The organism is Streptomyces sp. NPDC058371 (assembly GCF_042723265.1).
GTDB lineage: Bacteria > Actinomycetota > Actinomycetes > Streptomycetales > Streptomycetaceae > Streptomyces.
The window spans coordinates 120683-137458 of the sequence record NZ_JBHXJC010000002.1 but is presented as its reverse complement, the minus strand read 5'-3'; the positions used below and the strand labels follow the sequence as shown (position 1 = coordinate 137458).

Genomic DNA, 16776 nt, shown 5'->3' with positions numbered 1-16776 from the left:
GCCGGGAGGCGCCCGCCGCTCAGGTGCCGGGCGCCTGTCGGTCGTGCGGTGAGGTGGCCGACGGGGATGCCGCCGTGACGTTCCCCCGACTCCGCGCGGGCGGCCGTCACGCGCCGAGGCGCTCCTCCAGGCGGACGGTCACGGTGTCTCCCGCCTCCTTCTTGATCGCCTTGCGCACGTCCGCCTTCACGGGCAGCTTGTGGGTTCCGTCCCCCAGGGCCATGAAGGAACTGCGGAAGGGATGCCCGTCGATCGTGCCGCTGACCTTGACGAGACCGCGTGTTCCGAAGAAGTCGACGGACTCCGGCCATACGACATAGGTCCAGCCGCCCTTGTCCGGGCTCTTTCGCAGTACCGCCGTGAATTGTTCGTTCACCTTGCCTGCCGTGCTCATCCGGTCCTCCGCTCCGAGTGGCTCTCCTGCTCAAGAGACCACCGGGAGCGGCAAAACTCATCGCGGGCGCTTCAGGCGGTTCCGGCCGGCACCCGGTCGAGGAATCCGAGCACGCTGCGGATACGGCCCTCGTCGTCCAGGGTGATCACGTCGAAACCGGCGACGGGCGCCGAGCCGTCCGCCTCGTTGACCAGCTCCCAGCCGAAGCGGGCGATGTCGTGATGCCCGTCGACGGCACCTGTCTGCCGGAAGGCGAACCCGGGGAACTGCTCGTGGGCCGCCGTGATCACGGCCACCAGCTGCTCGTGCCCCCGGACGTCGGCGAGCGGATCGGTGTAACTGCCGTCCACGGCCCAGGCGGTGGCCACCGCCTTCGCCAGGGTCCCCGCGTCGGCGGCGTTCCAGGCCTCGAAGTAGCGGGCGACGGCGAGCTCGTGGCGTTCGGTCTCTGCGGACATGGTCGATCAGCCTCCATCGAGGGAAACGTACTGGTCAGGGACTGGATTCCGGTGTGCGGTGCCCCGCTGGGATCCGGTACCGCAACCATGCCGCGCGGCACCCGGGACCGTCGATTACCTCGCGGGTAAGGGCGCCTCCGCGGCCGGTGAAAGGGCCGCGTCCCGTTTCGGCCACTCGCTGCGGTGAATATGCCAAGAGACTGGCTGGAATGGCATGGTGACAGAGTGTCAGTAGTGGCGATACTCGATTACCAGGGCGATTCAGCCACGCCCGCACAGAACCTTCGCGCCGCAGCGCATCGTCGCACCATCGTGCGCGGCGGAGGGGCACAGGTACAACCCGCGCAGCAAGAGCCGTAAGAGCATCCTGCGCAGCACGCGAGCCGCACGGAGAGAGAGGCCGGACCGGCACCGAGCGCCGTTATGGGGGAGCGACCGTGCATGACGAATTCCTGTGCCATGTGACCGCCTACGGAATGTGCGGCGGCCAGCGCGTCGGCGTCCCCCTGGGGACCTATCGCGCGCCCACCCTGGCGCTGGCCCTGTGGTGGATGCGGGACCGAGCCGCCTGGATGGCCGAACGGCTCGACCCGCGCCCCGGCAACCCGAACTTCCCGCCGAACTCCATCGCGCCGGTCGGGGCCGGTGTCCCCGACGTGCCCAGCGTCCTGCGCGCGTGGTGCGGCGACACCCGGGAACAGGAGCTCGTCGCCGAGGAGTTGGCCGCCGGAAAGCTCGTCCGTATCGCCACCCGCGACGACACCACCGAGTACGAGCTGCTCGCGGAGTCCGTGGACGCGCTCCGCATGCAGCGCTTCGTCCCCGTGCTGTCGACGCCCGCGGCGTGACCGTCCCGTCCGGTCACCGGACGCCCGGTCCGCCCTGTTCACCGCGCGGCACCCCGGGGCCGGCTCGCTGATCAGGCGCACATCTGGACGAATAGCTAGAATTCTGGCATGGGAGAGCGGTCGACAGTACCGACAGCACCCGAACTCGTCCTCGAGACCGAGACGGGCTCCACGGTGATGAGCCCCAGCCACGACTATCACGTCGGGCGTGACCCGCTCTGCGAGGTCGTCATCGACGACGTGCGGGTCTCGTGGCACCACGCGGTGCTGCGACCCGAGGCCGACCACTGGACGCTGGAGGACGAGAACAGCACCAACGGCACGTACGCCGACGGCCGCCGCGTCCACGAGTGGGGCGTCGGCGCGGGCAGTGTGATTCGCTTCGGCAGCCCCGCGGACGGCCCGCGCGCCGTCCTCGTCGACCACACCCCGCCGCCCACCGCCCCGGAACGCCCCTCCGCCGTCCGGATGCCCTCCGCGACCGGCACGTTCCGGCAGCCCACGACCGTACGTCCGCTGCCCGCCCGCACGGTCCGCATCGGCCGCGGCGGCGACAACGACCTGGTCATCGACGACCTGGTCGTCTCCCGCCGGCACGCCGAACTGCGCGCGCTCCCGGACGGCACGTACGAGATCGTCGACCTCGGCAGCCACAACGGGACGTTCCTCAACGGGCAGCCCGTCGAACGGGCCCGGATCACCGCGGGTGACATCGTCGGTATCGGTCACTCCGCGTTCTGCCTGGTCGGCGACCAGCTACAGGAGTACGTCGACACCGGCGAGGTCTCCCTCGACGTCCAGGACCTCATGGTCGCCGTCGACCACGGCCGCAAGACGCTCATCGACCAGGTGTCCTTTCCCGTCGGCGAGAAATGTCTGCTCGCCGTCGTCGGACCCAGCGGCGCCGGAAAATCCACCCTCCTGAACGCCCTGACCGGGCAGCGCCCCGCGGACCGGGGCACGGTCCTGTACGACGGCCGCGACCTGTACCGGGACTACGCCGAGCTGCGCCAGCGCATCGGGCTCGTGCCGCAGGACGACATCCTGCACGCGCAGCTGACCGTGCGCAGGGCGCTCACCTACGCCGCCGAGCTGCGCTTCCCGCAGGACACTGCCAAGGCGGAGCGCACGGCCCGGGTCGACGAGGTGATCGGGGAGCTGGGCCTGGAACAGCGGGCGGGGCAGCCCATCCACAGCCTGTCGGGAGGCCAGCGCAAGCGCGTCAGCGTGGCCCTTGAGCTGCTGACCAAACCCTCGCTGCTCTTCCTCGACGAGCCCACCTCCGGCCTCGACCCCGGCATGGACCGCTCGGTGATGCACATGCTGCGCGGCCTCGCCGACGACGGGCGGACGGTCATCGTGGTCACGCACAGTGTGCTGAGCCTCGACGTCTGCGACCGGCTGCTGGTGCTCGCACCGGGCGGCAGGATCGCCTACTACGGGCCGCCCGAGGACGCCCTGGCCTTCTTCGGCTTCGAGCACTGGCCGGAGGCCTTCGAGGCCTTCGAACGGGACCGGGACCGGGACTGGGCGGGGGACTACCGGGAGTCGCCCGTCCACCGTCAGTACATCGTCAACTCGACCTCCCAGCCGCAGCTGGCGGAATCGGCCCCGGCCCCGACGTTCGGGCCGCCGCCCAAGCCCCAGAGCTGGGGCGCTCAGCTGAGCACACTGGTCAGGCGGTACGCGGCCGCGCTCAGCGCCGACCGGACGTTCCTCGCCATCATGATCGCGCTGCCCTTCGTGATGGGCGCGATGGCCCGGGCCCTGGCGGGGAGCAAACTGACCCAGGAGACGGCGATGAACGCGCTGCTCATCCTGTGCGTCGGCGGAGTCCTCACCGGCGCGGCCAACGCCGTGCGCGAGCTGGTCAAGGAACGTGTCATCTACCAGCGCGAGCGTGCGGTGGGTCTGTCCCGGTCTGCCTATCTGATGTCCAAGGTCGTCGTCCTCGGCACCATCACGGTGCTGCAGGCCGTCGTGCTGACCCTGGTCGGGCTGTTCGGCGTCGATCTCAACGCGCCCGGTGGCAAAGGGGTCCTCATGCCACCCCTGCTGGAGATGACGGTGGCCGTGGCCCTGCTCGCCTTCACGGCGATGATGCTCGGCCTCCTCGTCTCCGCGCTGGTGCGCAAGGAGGAGGTCACCATGCCGCTGCTCGTGCTGCTGGCGATCGTCCAAGTGGTGTTCTGCGGCGCGCTGCTGAAGCTGAACGGGGTGCCCGGGGTCGAGCAGCTGGCCTGGCTGGTGCCCTCGCGATGGGCGCTGGGGGCGATGGCGGGCACGATCGGCCTCGCTCGCATCGTGCCCGGCGAGCTCACCGGAGACCCCCTCTTCAAGCACTCGGCCGGCGTGTGGCTGCTGAACGTCGGGATGCTGGTCGTGCTCTCGGTCGTCTTCGGGTACCTGGTGGCCCGGCTGCTGCGGCGGCACGAGCCTGCCGTCATGCGGAAGTAGGTGCGATGACCACCCCCGACTTCCGCCCCACGCATGTCGTTCCCCAGGACGGACTGCCCGCCTGGGAGACCCCGGACCCCTCCCACCCCACCGTGCCCCTGGACGCGCTGCTACCCGTCGAACTCGTCGACCGGCGGGGCGACTGGGGCCGGGTCGTCTGCGCCAACGGCTGGTCCGCCTGGGTCGACGGCCGGCTGCTGATCGGCGTACCGCAGGCCCCGCCCGCCGCGACCAGCCCGCTCACCCGGACGGCGGATCCGCGACCGCTCCTGGCCCGTGCCGAGGAGGCGATCGCGCGATATCGCGGCGCGACGGAGGACCTGACCGTCGGACGCCTCGACGGAGAGCACTTCCACGACCGTACGCGCGGGCTGCGGGCCGGCGTCGTCGTCGACGGGGAGTCCGTATGGCTGTACGACGCCGAGCACGAGCGGTGGGTGTACTGCGACGGGACACGGCTGAACACGTATGCCGCACCGGGTGAACCGTCACCCGGGGCGCCGGCGCCGGCACCGTCCCAGCCGCACAGGGAAGCGACGCGTGTCGTCCGCGAGCCGGAGAACGAGGACGAGACGGGTGCCGATCGGGACGGCGCGCCCCGTCCCGTGTCGCAGTCGCAGCCGGAAGCGACCCGTGCCGTACGGGATCCGGAGGACGAGGACGCGACCCGGCTCGTGCCGGAGCCGGAGCCGGAAGCGACCCGTGCGGTACGGGATCCGGAGGACGAGGCCGCGACCCGGCTCGTACGGGATCCGGAGGACGAGAAAGAGGGCGACGACGAGGACGCGACCCGGCTCGTGCCGGAGCCGGAGGAGGGCGAAGCCACCCGAGTCGTACGGGAATCCGCTCCCGCCCAATCCGCTCCCGCCGACGGACATGAACCGACTCGTCTCGTCCCGCGCTTGCCGGACGCGCCGATGCGGCCGGGCGACGTACGGTCGGGTGACGCCTGATGGACGACGCGTCCCACGACATGAGCCTGTACTCGGGACGGCCCTCCGGGCTGATCGGGAAGCAGATCGCCGGATACCGGATCGAGCGGGAGATCGGACGCGGCGGCATGGCGGTCGTCTACCGCGCGAAGGACCTGCGCCTGGAACGGACCGTCGCCCTCAAGCTGCTCGCGCCGGAACTCGCCCGCAACGACACCTTCCGCCGCCGGTTCACCCACGAGTCACGGGTGGCCGCCGCCATCGACCATCCGCACATCGTGCCGGTCTTCGAGGCGGGCGAGACGGACGGCGTCCTGTACATCGCGATGCGGTACGTCTCGGGGCAGGATCTGCGTCATCTGCTCGACCGGGAGGGCCCGTTGCCCGTCGGGACCGCCGTGCGGATCGCCGCGCAGGTGGCCTCCGCACTCGACGCCGCCCACAACCACGGCCTGGTCCACCGGGACGTCAAGCCCGGCAACATCCTGGTGGCCGCGGGCACGGACAGCGACCACCCCGAGCACGTGTACCTCACGGACTTCGGCCTGACCAAGAAGTCGCTGTCGCTGACCGGGTTCACGTCCGTGGGGCAGTTCGTCGGGACGCTCGACTATGTGGCACCCGAGCAGATCTCCGGGCGTCCGGTCGACGGCAGGTGCGACGTCTACAGCTTCGCCTGCGTCATCCACGAGATCCTGACCGGCAAGCCGCCCTTCCAGCGGGACGACGACATGGCCCTGCTCTGGGCCCACCAGTACGACCAGCCGCCGCCCCTGACCGATAAGCGCCCCGACCTCACCGCCGCCGCCGACGGCGTCCTGGCGAAGGCCCTGGCCAAGAGCCCCGACGACCGGTACGACTCCTGTCTCGCCTTCGTGGCGGCGCTGCGGGCCGCGGTGACGGGGGGCACGGGCAGTGGCCATGCGCCGACCCAGCTGGACCTGCAGACCGTCGGAGCGCCGGAACATCCGGGTCCGCCGCCCGAACCTCCCGCCTGGGCCCGCCCGATCTTCCGGCGCTAGTCGGTCACCTGTTTGCCGGTGCCTCGGTCGCCTGCGACCTCGCCCCGCCGGTGCATCCGCCGCGCGGCCAGGGCTCCGAGAAAACCGGCGATCAGGCCCCACAGCACGGCGAAGCCGAGAGCCGTCCAGAACTTCGGGCGCAGCAGAAGCTGACCGGACAGGCCGCCGCCGAGGTCGCCGATGCCCAGCAGCGACAGGCCGTAGTGGGCCGAGACGCGGGCGACGAGACAGATCATCAGGACCGTCAGCGCCAGGGCGACCGCCAGGTGCACGGCGTGCTGCCACGCCCGCACCCGGACGGGGGAGCGGGCGGCCATGAGGAAGGCGGCCGCCAGCAGCAGTACGCCGTCGATCACGGCCAGCCACCACACCCGGCCGTCGTACTCGGCGAGGGTGCGCAGATTGAGCGTGGAGATGTCCGGGGTGCGCAGCACCTGGTCCAGGAGGTGCGGCATCGGCAGACCGAAGGGCCCGTCCACGCGCCCGTTCCAGGAGGCGCCCAGGCCGATCGTGAGAGCAAGCCAGACCAGGTTCGGGAGCCCCAGCAGGATCACGGCGAACGTCTCGGCGGTGTGGCCGCGTGTCGCCGCGACCACCAGGCCGGTGACGACGCCGAGCCCGACGTACGACAGCAGCAGCGCGACCATGGCGAACGCGGCCGGCCGTACCGACTCCTGGAAGCGCACCAGCCGGGCCGGCAGGGGGGCCCGGCGCGAGACGAGCAGGGCGAGCACCAGCACACCCGCCAGCCATAGCAGGCCGAACAGCACGGTGACCGGGACATCCGCCTTGAAGCCCACCTTGGGCGACGCGCCGAACAGGTCGCCGACGTCGGAGATCGCGCCGTCCCCCAGCGAGATCGCGAAGTTCTGGCGGGCCGCGAAGGCGAGCCCGATGAGCGCCAGCAGCCATACGACGGCGATCCGGGCCGCCCAGCCGGCCAGTTCGGGCGCGCCGGCGACGGCCCGGTGGCGCAGTGGGCGCAGGAAGCCGGCGGCGATCACCAGGGCGCCGGCGAGTGTGACCGACAGCGGCATCACGGTGAGTCCCGCCTTGGTCTCCGCGATCGCACCGGCGTCGCCGGCCAGCTCGATGCTGCCGCCGACGGCCGTCACCACGGTGGCGGCGGTGACGCGCGGGAACGCGTTGTCCGGAAGGTCGGCCGCACCGGCCGCCCACAGGCCGAGTGCGGCGATCACGCCCATCACGATCACCCCGGCCAGGACCGTGATGACGGCCTGGACCCAGCCGTGGTGGGCGACTGCCTGGTCGGAGGGTGTCTTCGGGCTCACGCTGCCACGCTAAGCAGGGCTTCGGAGGTCCGCCCGCCGGGGAGGGCCGACCGCGTCCGCTTGCGGGCGGGACGGGACCGGAGCACACAATGGGCTCAATGTGCATAAAGCGGTGCTAAATGTCTGAAGTGCCGCGAGATCCCTACGCAGGGAAGAAGAGCTCGTGAGCGTCGAACCGCCGTCTTCCGGCCGCCCCACAGGACCGCCCTCGGGCCCGCTGTCGGGTCCGTCGCAGCCTGGTCCGTCCGAACCGAGTCCCACCCAGCCCACCGCCCGCCCGCCGATGGGACCGCCGGCCGGTGGTTCGGGTGCGGGCGACACGGGGGGATCGGGCGGGGGCGGAGGATCGGGCGGGTCGGGCGGACCTTCCGGGCCCCAGGGGCCGGCCGGCGGGCGGGGCGGACCGGACCGTGCCTGGTGGAAATCGGCGCCCCGGGTGGCCGTGATCGCCACCGCGGTCGTGGCTGCGGTGGTCCTGATCCTGGTGTTCACCCGTTCGGACGGCACTTCCGACAAAGCCGGCGGCGAGGTCTTCCTGCAGTCGGCGGCCAAGACTGGCCCCGATCCGTTCACGGAGTCGACGGCCAAGGACAGTTCGACCGTGCCCGAGACGCCCGCGGCCTCCGACAGTGCGGCGGAATCCGCCAATGTGACGCGCGGGGTGGACGGTTCCGCACCCGGCCTCTACGGCGGCACCCGCAAGGTGGCCAGCTGTGACGTGGAGAAGCAGATCTCCGCGCTCCGGGCGGCCCCGGCGAAGAACAAGGCGTTCGCGTCGGTGGCCGGCGTGCAGCCCTCCGGCGTGCCCGCCTATCTGCGCTCGCTCACGCCCGTTCAGCTGCGCATGGACACCCGGGTCACCAACCACGGCTACCGCGACGGCGCCGCCACCAGCTACCAGGCGGTGCTCCAGGCGGGCACGGCCGTCCTGGTCGACGACCACGGCGTGCCCCGGGTGCGCTGCGCGTGCGGCAACCCGCTGGCACCGCCGGTCGCGCAGCAGACCACGCCGAAGCGGACCGGCGACACCTGGTCCTCGTACCGGCCCCAGAACGTCGTGGTCGTCACCCCCGCCACGACGGTCATCAACGTGTTCGTCATGTTCGACCCGGACCACGACGACTGGTTCCACCGCCAGAAGGGCGACACGGGCGAGAAGGACCAGAAGACCAAGCCGCCGGTGGACCGTCCCTCCCCGTCGGTGAGCAGCTCGACCTCAAGCCCCAACTCACCGCCGCCGTGCGTGTCCCCGCCCGGCGGAACGCCGCCGAGTCCGTGCGACTCGTCGTCGTCGCCGTCCTCGTCGACCCCGTCGGCCCCCTCGTCGTCGGAGTCCTCGGAGCCGCCGAGTTCCGCGTCCTCCGGGACGACGACGGAGTCGGCGTCCACCTCCAGCGCTCCGGCGTCCGCCTCCTCGTTCAGCGCCCCGCAGTCGTCCGCGACCACTCCGGCGCTCTGAGCGGTACCTCAGCCCGAGCGCACGACCAGCGCGTAGTCCCCGAGTCCCAGCAAGCGGTCGCCGGGGATCTCGCCCAACGCCGTGTAGATCTTCTCGATGCGTCCCGTGCCGGGATCGAAGGCGATGTCCTTGACCGTGCCGCGCTCGTCACCGTCCTCGGTCAACACACGGGCGCGCAGGGCGTCGTGGGGTGTGGACGCGGCGAGCGTCGCCGTGTCGGGCGCGGCGTCCGACCGGACCAGTACGGCGTCGGGGCCGAAGGCGTGCAACGCACTCCAGGCGAGCGCGGTCTCCTTGCGCCCCTTCGCTCCGGTGATCCGCGCATGGGTGACCAGCCCGGCCTCGGCGTCGATCGCCAGTGACTTGACGACACCGATCTCGTCCGCCTCGCCCAGCGTCACCACCGGCAGTCCCTGGGCCTGCGAGAACATCATCACGGCGTCGGGCCTTTCTCGAATCCGTCCTGCGGGCTGCCGGGCGCGGCCGGTTCGGGCGCCGCGGACCCGGCCGCGGCACGCCGGATCTGAAATGCCTCGACCTGACCGACGAACCCCGTGAGATCGTCGGCGACGAAACGGGTCGCGTCCGCCGGGATCACCAGCGCGCGCCCCGAGACGGCCAGGGTCTCGCCGCGCGGGACGAACACCTTGTGCCGCCGGCGCTTCGAACCCGGTTCCAGCGCCTCGCGGGCGGCGATGCGGAAGCCCACCACGCGCCCGCTGGTGCCGCCCTCGACGACGATGTCCAGGACCGTGCCGACCTCGGCGCCCGCGTCGGTCAGCACCTGGGCGCCCAGCACGGCGCCGTGCGCCGCCTCGCCCCGGGCGACCACCGCGGACGGTTCGGCGAGCACCTCGCGGCCGCGGATCATGACGGCGTGCCGGCCCAGCGCGTACACCGCGCTCCAGGGCAGGCTCTGCTTCAGCGGGCCGGACAGCAGCCCCCGGCCGCTGAGCGTGAAGCCGGTGACCCGGCCGGCCGGCCCGTCGAAGACCGTGTCCTTGACCTGGCCGATCACGTCACCGGCGAGCGTGACCACCGGTCGTTTGCCGAGATCGCGTGCGGCCATCAACTCGCTCACCGCGTCCCCCTCTTCTTCTCCGTCACCGCGTGCCCTTCTTCCCGAACCCGCGTCCACGCTGCACCGCGATGACGGTCCCGGACCGCCGGCTCGACTGCACCCACACCACTGCCACGCTCAGCAGCAGCAGGGCAGCGACCACGACGACCAGCCACATCCACCACACCACCGTCCACCTCCGGTCATCCGGGCCACCCGGTCGCAGTCGACCGGATCCGGCACTGTCCGTCTGCCCCGGCGGGACGGGACGATGCGCCGACCGATCACTCGGCCGCGCCAACCGCCCTGAACAGAAGCGGACTTGGGCCAATGGAGAGCAGATCGTTACGCGTCAGCAATTGTTGCCAAAGGTCAACCATCGGCTACGGTGGGCCGTGTCACCGCTCCACGGCTGCGCTGTGCGCCGCCCCCCGATTACCCCCACATCCCGCAGACATTCCGAAGGGTCACCGTGCATTCAGGTCGGAGTCCGGACCAGGTAGCCATGTCGCTGTCCGTGCGCGAGGCCGGCCGGTCGACGGTGATCGCGGTCCGCGGGGAGGTGGACCTGGACAACGCGGGACAGCTGGCGGAAGCGATCGCGCAGGCGGCCCTCGCCCGGCCGGACGCGGTGGTGCTCGAGCTGGCCGAGGTGCGCTTCGCGGACTCGACCACGATCAACGTGGTCCTCCAGGCCTACGCCACGCACGGCCCCCGCTTCAGGCTCGCGGCGCTCTCCCCGTTCCTCGAAAGGGTGCTGGGAATCACCGGCGTACTGGACGTGCTGCCGGTGTACGCGACGACGGCGGAGGCGCTGGAGGCCGACCCGGGACAGCTCCAGGAGGCCGACCCGGGAGAGCCCCAGGAGAACGATCCGGGCCGCGCCCGGCAGACACCCGGGACGGACACGCACTAGCCGCGGGCCGTAGCGGGCCACTGCGTGCCGCGGGCCGCTCCGCGCCGTGGCGGCAACCGGCAACCGGCGGCACGGTCCGGGCGGCGCGCGCCGCCCGCACGCCGGGACCGCCGTGTGTCTTCGCTCGTCAGCGGGTGTTTTCACCCTCTTCCCACCCTCTGTGATCTCAGGGAAAATAGGGGTGAGTGGGGAAGACATCTTGGGGTACGAGCACTTGTGCAGCAGCGTCCGGTCGTACCGGCTTCCGAGAGAGACACGCATGATCGAGCACTTGGGCGGAGCAGTGATACCGACTGGCTTCGACGTGCCCGTGGAACCGCTTCGGCGGGCGGCGCACTACACCGGCGAGCCGGGATGCATCGCCGAGGCACGATCCTTCGCCGAGCTGTTCCTCGAACAGCTCCGGTCGGAATGGTGCGCCGAGATCGACGCACGGTTCGGCGGTGACCTCCTCCTCGTCGTGAGCGAGCTGGTCACCAACGCCGACCGGCACAGCCACGGGCCGTACATTCTGGAACTGGAGGGCACCGACGCCTCCGTGACCGTCACCGTCTACGACAGCAGCGCCACGCTGCCCCGCCGGTATCCGCGCGATCCCCAGCGCATCGGCCGGCACGGACTGGAAATCGTGCACGCCCTCGCGACCGAGGTGAGCGTCGGGCGCGTACCGGTCGGCAAGTGCGTCAGAGCCGTGCTCGAGCTGCGCCCTTGAACCGGAAGCCCACGGCGGGAGGCCGGACGGGGCGTGGCACGGCGGAGCGGGGCGCGCCCTCCGTCGAGCCGGCTGCCCGCGCGGCCGGCGGGAGGGTCCCGGCAGCGGTCCCGCCGCGGCCGACGGCCGGCGCAGGGGAGTGAGCGTGGCGGATCATCCGCTGCGGACCAGGGAACGCGGCCCGCTGCCCCGGCAGGGGAGTGCCGACCCGCGCTGGGCGCTGGACGCCGCCGCGGCGCTGCTGCTGGTCGAGGACGACGCCGGGGACGCGCTGCTGGTCCGGGAGGTGCTCGCCGACAGCGGGCTGCCCATGGACGTCAACTGGTGCAAGTCGCTCGCCGAGGCCCGGGCCTTCCTGGAGCGCTCGCCGTACTCCGTATGCGTCCTGCTTGACCTGCATCTGCCGGACACCCATGGACTGAGCGCGGTCCGGCTCGTCCGGGACGCCTCGCCCGACGCGGCCGTCGTGGTGCTCACCGGAGTCGCCGAGAACGAGGCAGGCCTCGCCGCGGTCGCCGAAGGCGCGCAGGACTTTCTCGCCAAGGACGGGCTGACCGCGGAGGGACTCAGCCGGGCGGTCCGCTACGCGCTCCAGCGCAAGCAGGTGGAGCGGTCGGGCGCGGAGCTCCAGGCGAGCAGACTGCTGGCCCAGGAGAACGCGCGTCTGGAGCGCGGCCTGCTGCCCACGCCGCTGCTGCGCGGCGAGGACTGCCTGGTGGCCTCCCGCTACAGCCCCGGACGGGACCACGCGCTGCTCGGCGGCGACTTCTTCGATGTCGTCGAGGGCACGGACGGCACGCTGCACGCGGTGATCGGTGACGTCTCCGGACACGGCGCCGCCGAGGCCGCGCTCGGTGTCTGTCTGCGGGTGGCCTGGCGGGCCGCCGTACTCTCCGGCTGCGTCGGCACGGAACAGGTCCGCCTGCTGGAGGAGATCCTCGGCGCCGAGCGCGCCGCCGAGTACATCTTCGCCACGCTCACCATGGTGCGGATCGACAAGGACCGCAGCCGGTTCCATGTGATCCGCGCCGGGCACCCCGGACTGCTCGTGCGCACCCCGGGAGGCATCGACCTGTTCGAGCCGCCCGTCGGCCCCGCGCTCGGGCTGATCCCCGGCGGCGCCCGCTGGACGGAGACCGAACTGCCCGCACACGACATCAGCGCCATCACGCTGTTCACCGACGGACTCTTCGAAGGCGTGGTGGCGCCGGACCGAAGGCTGGGTGAGGAAGGACTGCTCGCTGTGGCGAGGAAGCACATGGCCCTGCGCGGCCGTCCGTTCGTCGACGCCGTGGTCGACGAGGTCGCGGCGCTGACCGCCGCCCACGGAGGGCTCGCGGACGACGTGGCGGTCCTGCACGTGGCGACGGACGGCGCGTCATGACCGGTGCTGCCCGCCGCGCGCCGTCCTCCGGCGCCCCGGACGATCGGACCAAGGGCATGGCGCGGCTGACCGTTCAGGGCTGGATCCACCTGGTGCTGGCGGCCAACATCCTGCTCGTGGTGGTCTTCGCCGTGTGCGGCGGGGTCCTCCAGGCCCGCGCCGACGACCGCTCCGACCTGCTCACCGACCGCATCCAGCCCGCACGGGCCGCCGCCTACCAACTGGAGACGTCGCTGGTCGACCAGGAGACGGGCGTACGCGGCTTCGTGCTGAGCAAGGACCCCGGCTTCCTGGAGCCGTACGAGTCCGGGGTGCGGGACGAGAAGACGATGCGCGACCGGCTCGCCACGCAACTCGCCGGCCACTCCGGCATCGTCGCCGACCTGAGGGCGGTCCAGCGGGCCGGCGACGGCTGGCGACGCGACTACGCCCGCCCCCTGATCGAGGAGGGCCGCTCGTCCGGTGGCGGGACCGTGCCCGGTCTCGAAGCGAGCAAGGCCAAGTTCGACGAGACCCGAGCCCTGCTCGCGACCCTCGAAGAGGACATACGGCAACTGCGCGACCACACGCGCGCGTCGGCCGAGGACAGCCGTCGGCTGCGCACCCTGTTCTTCGCCGGCATGCTCGCCGCCTTCCTGGCGAGCGGTCTCGCGCTGACCCTGCTGTTGCACAGGATCGTGGGCCGTCCGCTGCGCAAGCTCGAAGCGGCGTCGGTCGAGGTGGGCGGCGGCGCGTTCGAGCACAGGATCAGGCTCGACGGGCCCCGGGACCTGGAGGCGGTCGCATGGGCCGTCGAGGAGATGCGCCGCCGTATCGTCGAGGAGCTCTCCGCCTCCCGGGCCCGTGAGGCGCTGCTGCACCAGCAGACCGGGGAACTCGACGCCCAGACGCTGGAACTGAAGCGCTCCAACGCGGAGTTGGAGCAGTTCGCCTACGTCGCCTCGCACGACCTTCAGGAACCGCTGCGCAAGGTCGCCTCGTTCTGCCAGCTGCTGGAGAAGCGCTACGGCGATCAACTGGACGACCGGGCCAAGCAGTACATCGACTTCGCCGTGGACGGCGCCAAGCGCATGCAGATCCTCATCAACGACCTGCTGACGTTCTCGCGGGTCGGACGCGTCGGCGAGGAGCCGTCCCCGGTCGCGCTCGACGGCGTACTGGACCGGGCGCTCGCCAACCTCAGCGTGACGCTGGAGGAGACCGGGGCACGGGTCGTGCGCGAGGGGCCGCTGCCCACCGTGACGGGCGATCCGACCACCCTGACGATGCTGTGGCAGAACCTGATCGGCAACGCGGTGAAGTTCCGCCGTGCCGACCGGACGCCCGAGATAGTCGTCACCTGCGAGGCGGAGTCGGCCGAGGACCAGTGGCGGATCTGCGTCCGGGACAACGGGATAGGAATCGAGCCCGAGTTCCGGGAGAAGGTCTTCGTCATCTTCCAGCGACTGCACAGCCGCGACGAGTACGAGGGCACCGGCATCGGCCTTGCCCTGTGCCGGAAGATCGTCGAGCATCACGGAGGCGGCATCACCCTGTCCGGTGCCGCCGGTGAGGGCACGCGGGTGTGCTTCACCCTGCCCGCGACGCAACCGGCCCCGCAGCCGGCGACCGAAGAGGCGTCGCGCCCACCCGAAGGAGCCCGTACGTGAGCACCCCCGCCCAGTCCATTCAGGTCCTGCTCGTCGAGGACGACCCCGGCGACGAGCTGATGACCCGCGAGGCGTTCGAGGACAACAAGATCCGCAACACCCTGCATGTCGTACGGGACGGCGAGGAGGCGCTCGACTTCCTGTACCGCCAGAACCAGTTCGCGGACGCGCCGCGGCCCGACCTGATCCTCCTTGACCTCAACCTGCCGAAGTACGACGGCCGTCAGGTCCTGGAGCGGATCAAGTCGGACGACGAGCTGGCGCACATTCCGGTCGTCGTGCTGACCACGTCCTCCGCCGAGGAGGACATCCTGCGCAGCTACAAGCTGCACGCCAACGCCTATGTGACCAAGCCGGTCGACCTGGACCAGTTCATCGCGGCCGTCCGCCAGATCGACGACTTCTTCGTGACCGTGGTGAAGCTGCCCAAGGGCCAGTGACCGCGCCGGGACGGTCGAGCGGGGTCGTCCGGCGTCGAGTGCGTCACAGGTGAGGTACAGGTCGTTGTGCCCGACTCGGGAGTCCATGAATGCGCCGACTCGGGGCACAGGGACAGAGGCGGCACCGACCTTGCCGGCCACGAGATCCGATGTCGACCATGCAAGGGGTGGGCCCACTCATGACAACGCGCAAGGCGTGGCTGCGAACAGGCAGCGGAATGCGCCGACGGCTGAACACGCGGGCCGTGCTGAGGGCGGGGCTCGAGCGCAGCGGCGAGCCCGGGTGGCGCCGCGTCACCGCGGGCGGTCTGCTGTGGGGCGGTGCGGCCGCCGCCCTCGGCGCCTCGGGGAACCGCAACGCGCGCCGTGCGGCACTGCGGGGCATCGGCGCCGTGGCCATCGCGTCCACCGCGACCCGTGCGCTGGCCCGCCCGGCGGCCCGCAAGGTGCAGCCCCTCGAAGCGGCCGGACACGCCGCGTCCGCCGCCGCGTTCGCGGCGGGAGTCCTGCTCGAAGCACCCCGCTACGGCCTGGTCATCGCCCCGGCCGCCACGGCGTTGACGATGGCGCGCATCCGGTCCCGGGTCCGGCACCCGGGCGATGTCGCGGTGGGTGTCGCGATCGGCGTCGGTGCCGCCGCGCTGACCGCCCGCTGGTGGCCGGTGAAGCCCGAGGTGGCGGCCGCGGCGGCGCCACCGCGCCGGCCGGCGCCCGCGCTGCCCGGGGGAGAGGGCCTGCACATCGTGGTCAACCCGTCCTCGGGTCTGTCCCGGTCCTCCGACACTCCGGACGCGGCCGAGCAGCTGCGCACCCTGCTGCCCAAGGCCGACATCACGGTTCCGCAGGAGGGGCAGGAGCTGCGGGACGTTCTGGAGCAGGCCGCCGAGCGGGCCCGGGCGCAGGGCGGCGCCCTCGGGGCCTTCGGCGGCGACGGCACGATCAACACCGCGACGGAGGTGGCCGCCCGGCTCGGCCTGCCGCTCGCGGTGTTCCCCGGCGGCACCTTCAACCACTTCGCCGCGGACCTGGGCAACCAGACCCTCGACGACGTGGCGCGTGCCGTGCAGGACGGCGACGCGGTCGTCGCGGACATGGGCCGGGCCCGCGTGCCGGGCGGACCCGAGCAGGTGTTCCTCAACACCTTCAGCCTCGGCGTCTACTCGGATCTCGTCAGCGTCCGGGAGCGGTTCGAGAAGCGGATCGGCAAGTGGCCCGCGCTCGTCGTCGGTCTGGCCAAGCTCCTCGCCACGGGAAGCCCGGTGAAGGTTTCGGTCAACGGCCGCCCCAAGCGTCTGTGGCTGCTGTTCGCGGGCAACGGCATATACCACCCCGCGGGGTTCGCCCCCACGTACCGCACACAGCTCGACGACGGGCTGCTGGACGTCCGTGCCGTCGACGGCGGCACCCCGCTGGCCAGGACCCGGCTGCTGCTCGCCGTACTGACCGGCACCCTGCACAACAGCCGCGTCCTCACCACGGCCCAGGTGCGCAGCCTCCGCCTCGAAGTGCTGGACGGCGACCCGCGGTTCTCGTACGACGGAGAAGTGACCCGGGAGCCCTCGCCCCGGCTGGTGCTCGACAAGCTGACCCGGGCCGTGACGCTGTACCGGCCGGCGGAGAAGGACCAGTGGCTGCGCTGACCGGCCGCCCGTAGCGTGCGGCCGGACGAGCCGCTCGCGCGGGAGAAACGGCCGGTGGGGGGGGGACCGACCCACAAAGGGGGGGGGGACCAACAATTTCCTCCCTCCCTCTC

General features: G+C 71.7%; 17 protein-coding genes. 11 read left to right on the top strand and 6 right to left on the bottom strand.

Translation table 11 applies throughout. From position 1 onward, the window contains the following. Nucleotides 1–106: 106 nt before the first annotated feature. Nucleotides 107–394, bottom strand: a complete 288-nt coding sequence (locus tag ACFWM2_RS08175; protein ID WP_383274583.1) for a DUF1905 domain-containing protein — start codon at nucleotides 392–394, stop codon at nucleotides 107–109. A 71-nt stretch (nucleotides 395–465) separates the two neighbouring features. Next, nucleotides 466–852: a nuclear transport factor 2 family protein gene (locus ACFWM2_RS08170; RefSeq protein ID WP_383274580.1), complete on the bottom strand. Its 387-nt coding sequence runs from the start codon at nucleotides 850–852 to the stop codon at nucleotides 466–468. Nucleotides 853–1289: 437 nt separating this feature from the next. Between ACFWM2_RS08170 and ACFWM2_RS08165 the strand changes: the two genes are divergently transcribed. The 4 genes from ACFWM2_RS08165 (at nucleotide 1290) to ACFWM2_RS08150 (ending at nucleotide 6111) form a co-directional block, all read left to right on the top strand. Further along, nucleotides 1290–1700 carry a hypothetical protein gene (locus ACFWM2_RS08165; protein WP_383274577.1) on the top strand — a complete coding sequence of 137 codons (411 nt, stop codon included), beginning with the start codon at nucleotides 1290–1292 and terminating at the stop codon, nucleotides 1698–1700. A 108-nt stretch (nucleotides 1701–1808) separates the two neighbouring features. Continuing rightward, nucleotides 1809–4157 carry an FHA domain-containing protein gene (locus ACFWM2_RS08160; protein WP_383274574.1) on the top strand — a complete coding sequence of 783 codons (2349 nt, stop codon included), beginning with the start codon at nucleotides 1809–1811 and terminating at the stop codon, nucleotides 4155–4157. Nucleotides 4158–4162: 5 nt separating this feature from the next. Beyond that, nucleotides 4163–5110 carry a hypothetical protein gene (locus ACFWM2_RS08155; RefSeq protein ID WP_383274571.1) on the top strand — a complete coding sequence of 316 codons (948 nt, stop codon included), beginning with the start codon at nucleotides 4163–4165 and terminating at the stop codon, nucleotides 5108–5110. Then, nucleotides 5110–6111, top strand: coding sequence for a serine/threonine-protein kinase (locus tag ACFWM2_RS08150; protein ID WP_383274568.1), 1002 nt, complete (start codon nucleotides 5110–5112; stop codon nucleotides 6109–6111). The genes ACFWM2_RS08155 and ACFWM2_RS08150 overlap by 1 nt, the downstream gene beginning before the upstream one ends. Here ACFWM2_RS08150 and ACFWM2_RS08145 read toward each other — a convergent pair. Beyond that, nucleotides 6108–7403 (bottom strand): streptophobe family protein, encoded by a 1296-nt coding sequence (locus tag ACFWM2_RS08145; protein WP_383274565.1) that lies wholly within the window; start codon nucleotides 7401–7403, stop codon nucleotides 6108–6110. The two genes, ACFWM2_RS08150 and ACFWM2_RS08145, sit on opposite strands and share 4 nt — an antisense overlap. A gap of 163 nt (nucleotides 7404–7566) precedes the next feature. On the opposite strand from ACFWM2_RS08145, the gene ACFWM2_RS08140 reads away from it, so the two are divergent. Next, nucleotides 7567–8862 (top strand): DUF6777 domain-containing protein, encoded by a 1296-nt coding sequence (locus tag ACFWM2_RS08140; protein ID WP_383274563.1) that lies wholly within the window; start codon nucleotides 7567–7569, stop codon nucleotides 8860–8862. Between the two features lie 8 nt (nucleotides 8863–8870). On the opposite strand, the gene ACFWM2_RS08135 is transcribed toward ACFWM2_RS08140, so the two are convergent. From ACFWM2_RS08135 to ACFWM2_RS08125, 3 genes are read right to left on the bottom strand one after another with little or no spacing between them, the layout of a single operon-like run. Continuing rightward, nucleotides 8871–9296 carry a PRC-barrel domain-containing protein gene (locus ACFWM2_RS08135; protein ID WP_383274560.1) on the bottom strand — a complete coding sequence of 142 codons (426 nt, stop codon included), beginning with the start codon at nucleotides 9294–9296 and terminating at the stop codon, nucleotides 8871–8873. Then, entirely contained in the window at nucleotides 9296–9943 is a 648-nt protein-coding gene (locus tag ACFWM2_RS08130; RefSeq protein WP_383274557.1) for a PRC-barrel domain-containing protein, read from the bottom strand. Before ACFWM2_RS08130 ends, ACFWM2_RS08135 begins: the two co-directional genes overlap by 1 nt. A gap of 22 nt (nucleotides 9944–9965) precedes the next feature. Beyond that, nucleotides 9966–10112, bottom strand: a complete 147-nt coding sequence (locus ACFWM2_RS08125; protein WP_383274554.1) for a hypothetical protein — start codon at nucleotides 10110–10112, stop codon at nucleotides 9966–9968. Nucleotides 10113–10427: 315 nt separating this feature from the next. On the opposite strand from ACFWM2_RS08125, the gene ACFWM2_RS08120 reads away from it, so the two are divergent. The 6 genes from ACFWM2_RS08120 (at nucleotide 10428) to ACFWM2_RS08095 (ending at nucleotide 16663) form a co-directional block, all read left to right on the top strand. After that, on the top strand, nucleotides 10428–10838 hold the full coding sequence (locus ACFWM2_RS08120; RefSeq protein WP_383274551.1) for an STAS domain-containing protein: 411 nt from the start codon (nucleotides 10428–10430) through the stop codon (nucleotides 10836–10838). 259 nt (nucleotides 10839–11097) lie between these two features. Continuing rightward, entirely contained in the window at nucleotides 11098–11550 is a 453-nt protein-coding gene (locus tag ACFWM2_RS08115; RefSeq protein ID WP_383274548.1) for an ATP-binding protein, read from the top strand. Between the two features lie 145 nt (nucleotides 11551–11695). Next, nucleotides 11696–12934 carry a PP2C family protein-serine/threonine phosphatase gene (locus ACFWM2_RS08110; protein ID WP_383274544.1) on the top strand — a complete coding sequence of 413 codons (1239 nt, stop codon included), beginning with the start codon at nucleotides 11696–11698 and terminating at the stop codon, nucleotides 12932–12934. Further along, nucleotides 12931–14583, top strand: a complete 1653-nt coding sequence (locus ACFWM2_RS08105; protein WP_383274541.1) for an ATP-binding protein — start codon at nucleotides 12931–12933, stop codon at nucleotides 14581–14583. The genes ACFWM2_RS08110 and ACFWM2_RS08105 overlap by 4 nt, the downstream gene beginning before the upstream one ends. Further along, nucleotides 14580–15023 (top strand): response regulator, encoded by a 444-nt coding sequence (locus tag ACFWM2_RS08100; RefSeq protein WP_383274538.1) that lies wholly within the window; start codon nucleotides 14580–14582, stop codon nucleotides 15021–15023. Before ACFWM2_RS08105 ends, ACFWM2_RS08100 begins: the two co-directional genes overlap by 4 nt. 179 nt (nucleotides 15024–15202) lie before the next feature. After that, nucleotides 15203–16663: a diacylglycerol/lipid kinase family protein gene (locus ACFWM2_RS08095; protein WP_383274535.1), complete on the top strand. Its 1461-nt coding sequence runs from the start codon at nucleotides 15203–15205 to the stop codon at nucleotides 16661–16663. Nucleotides 16664–16776 lie beyond the last annotated feature (113 nt).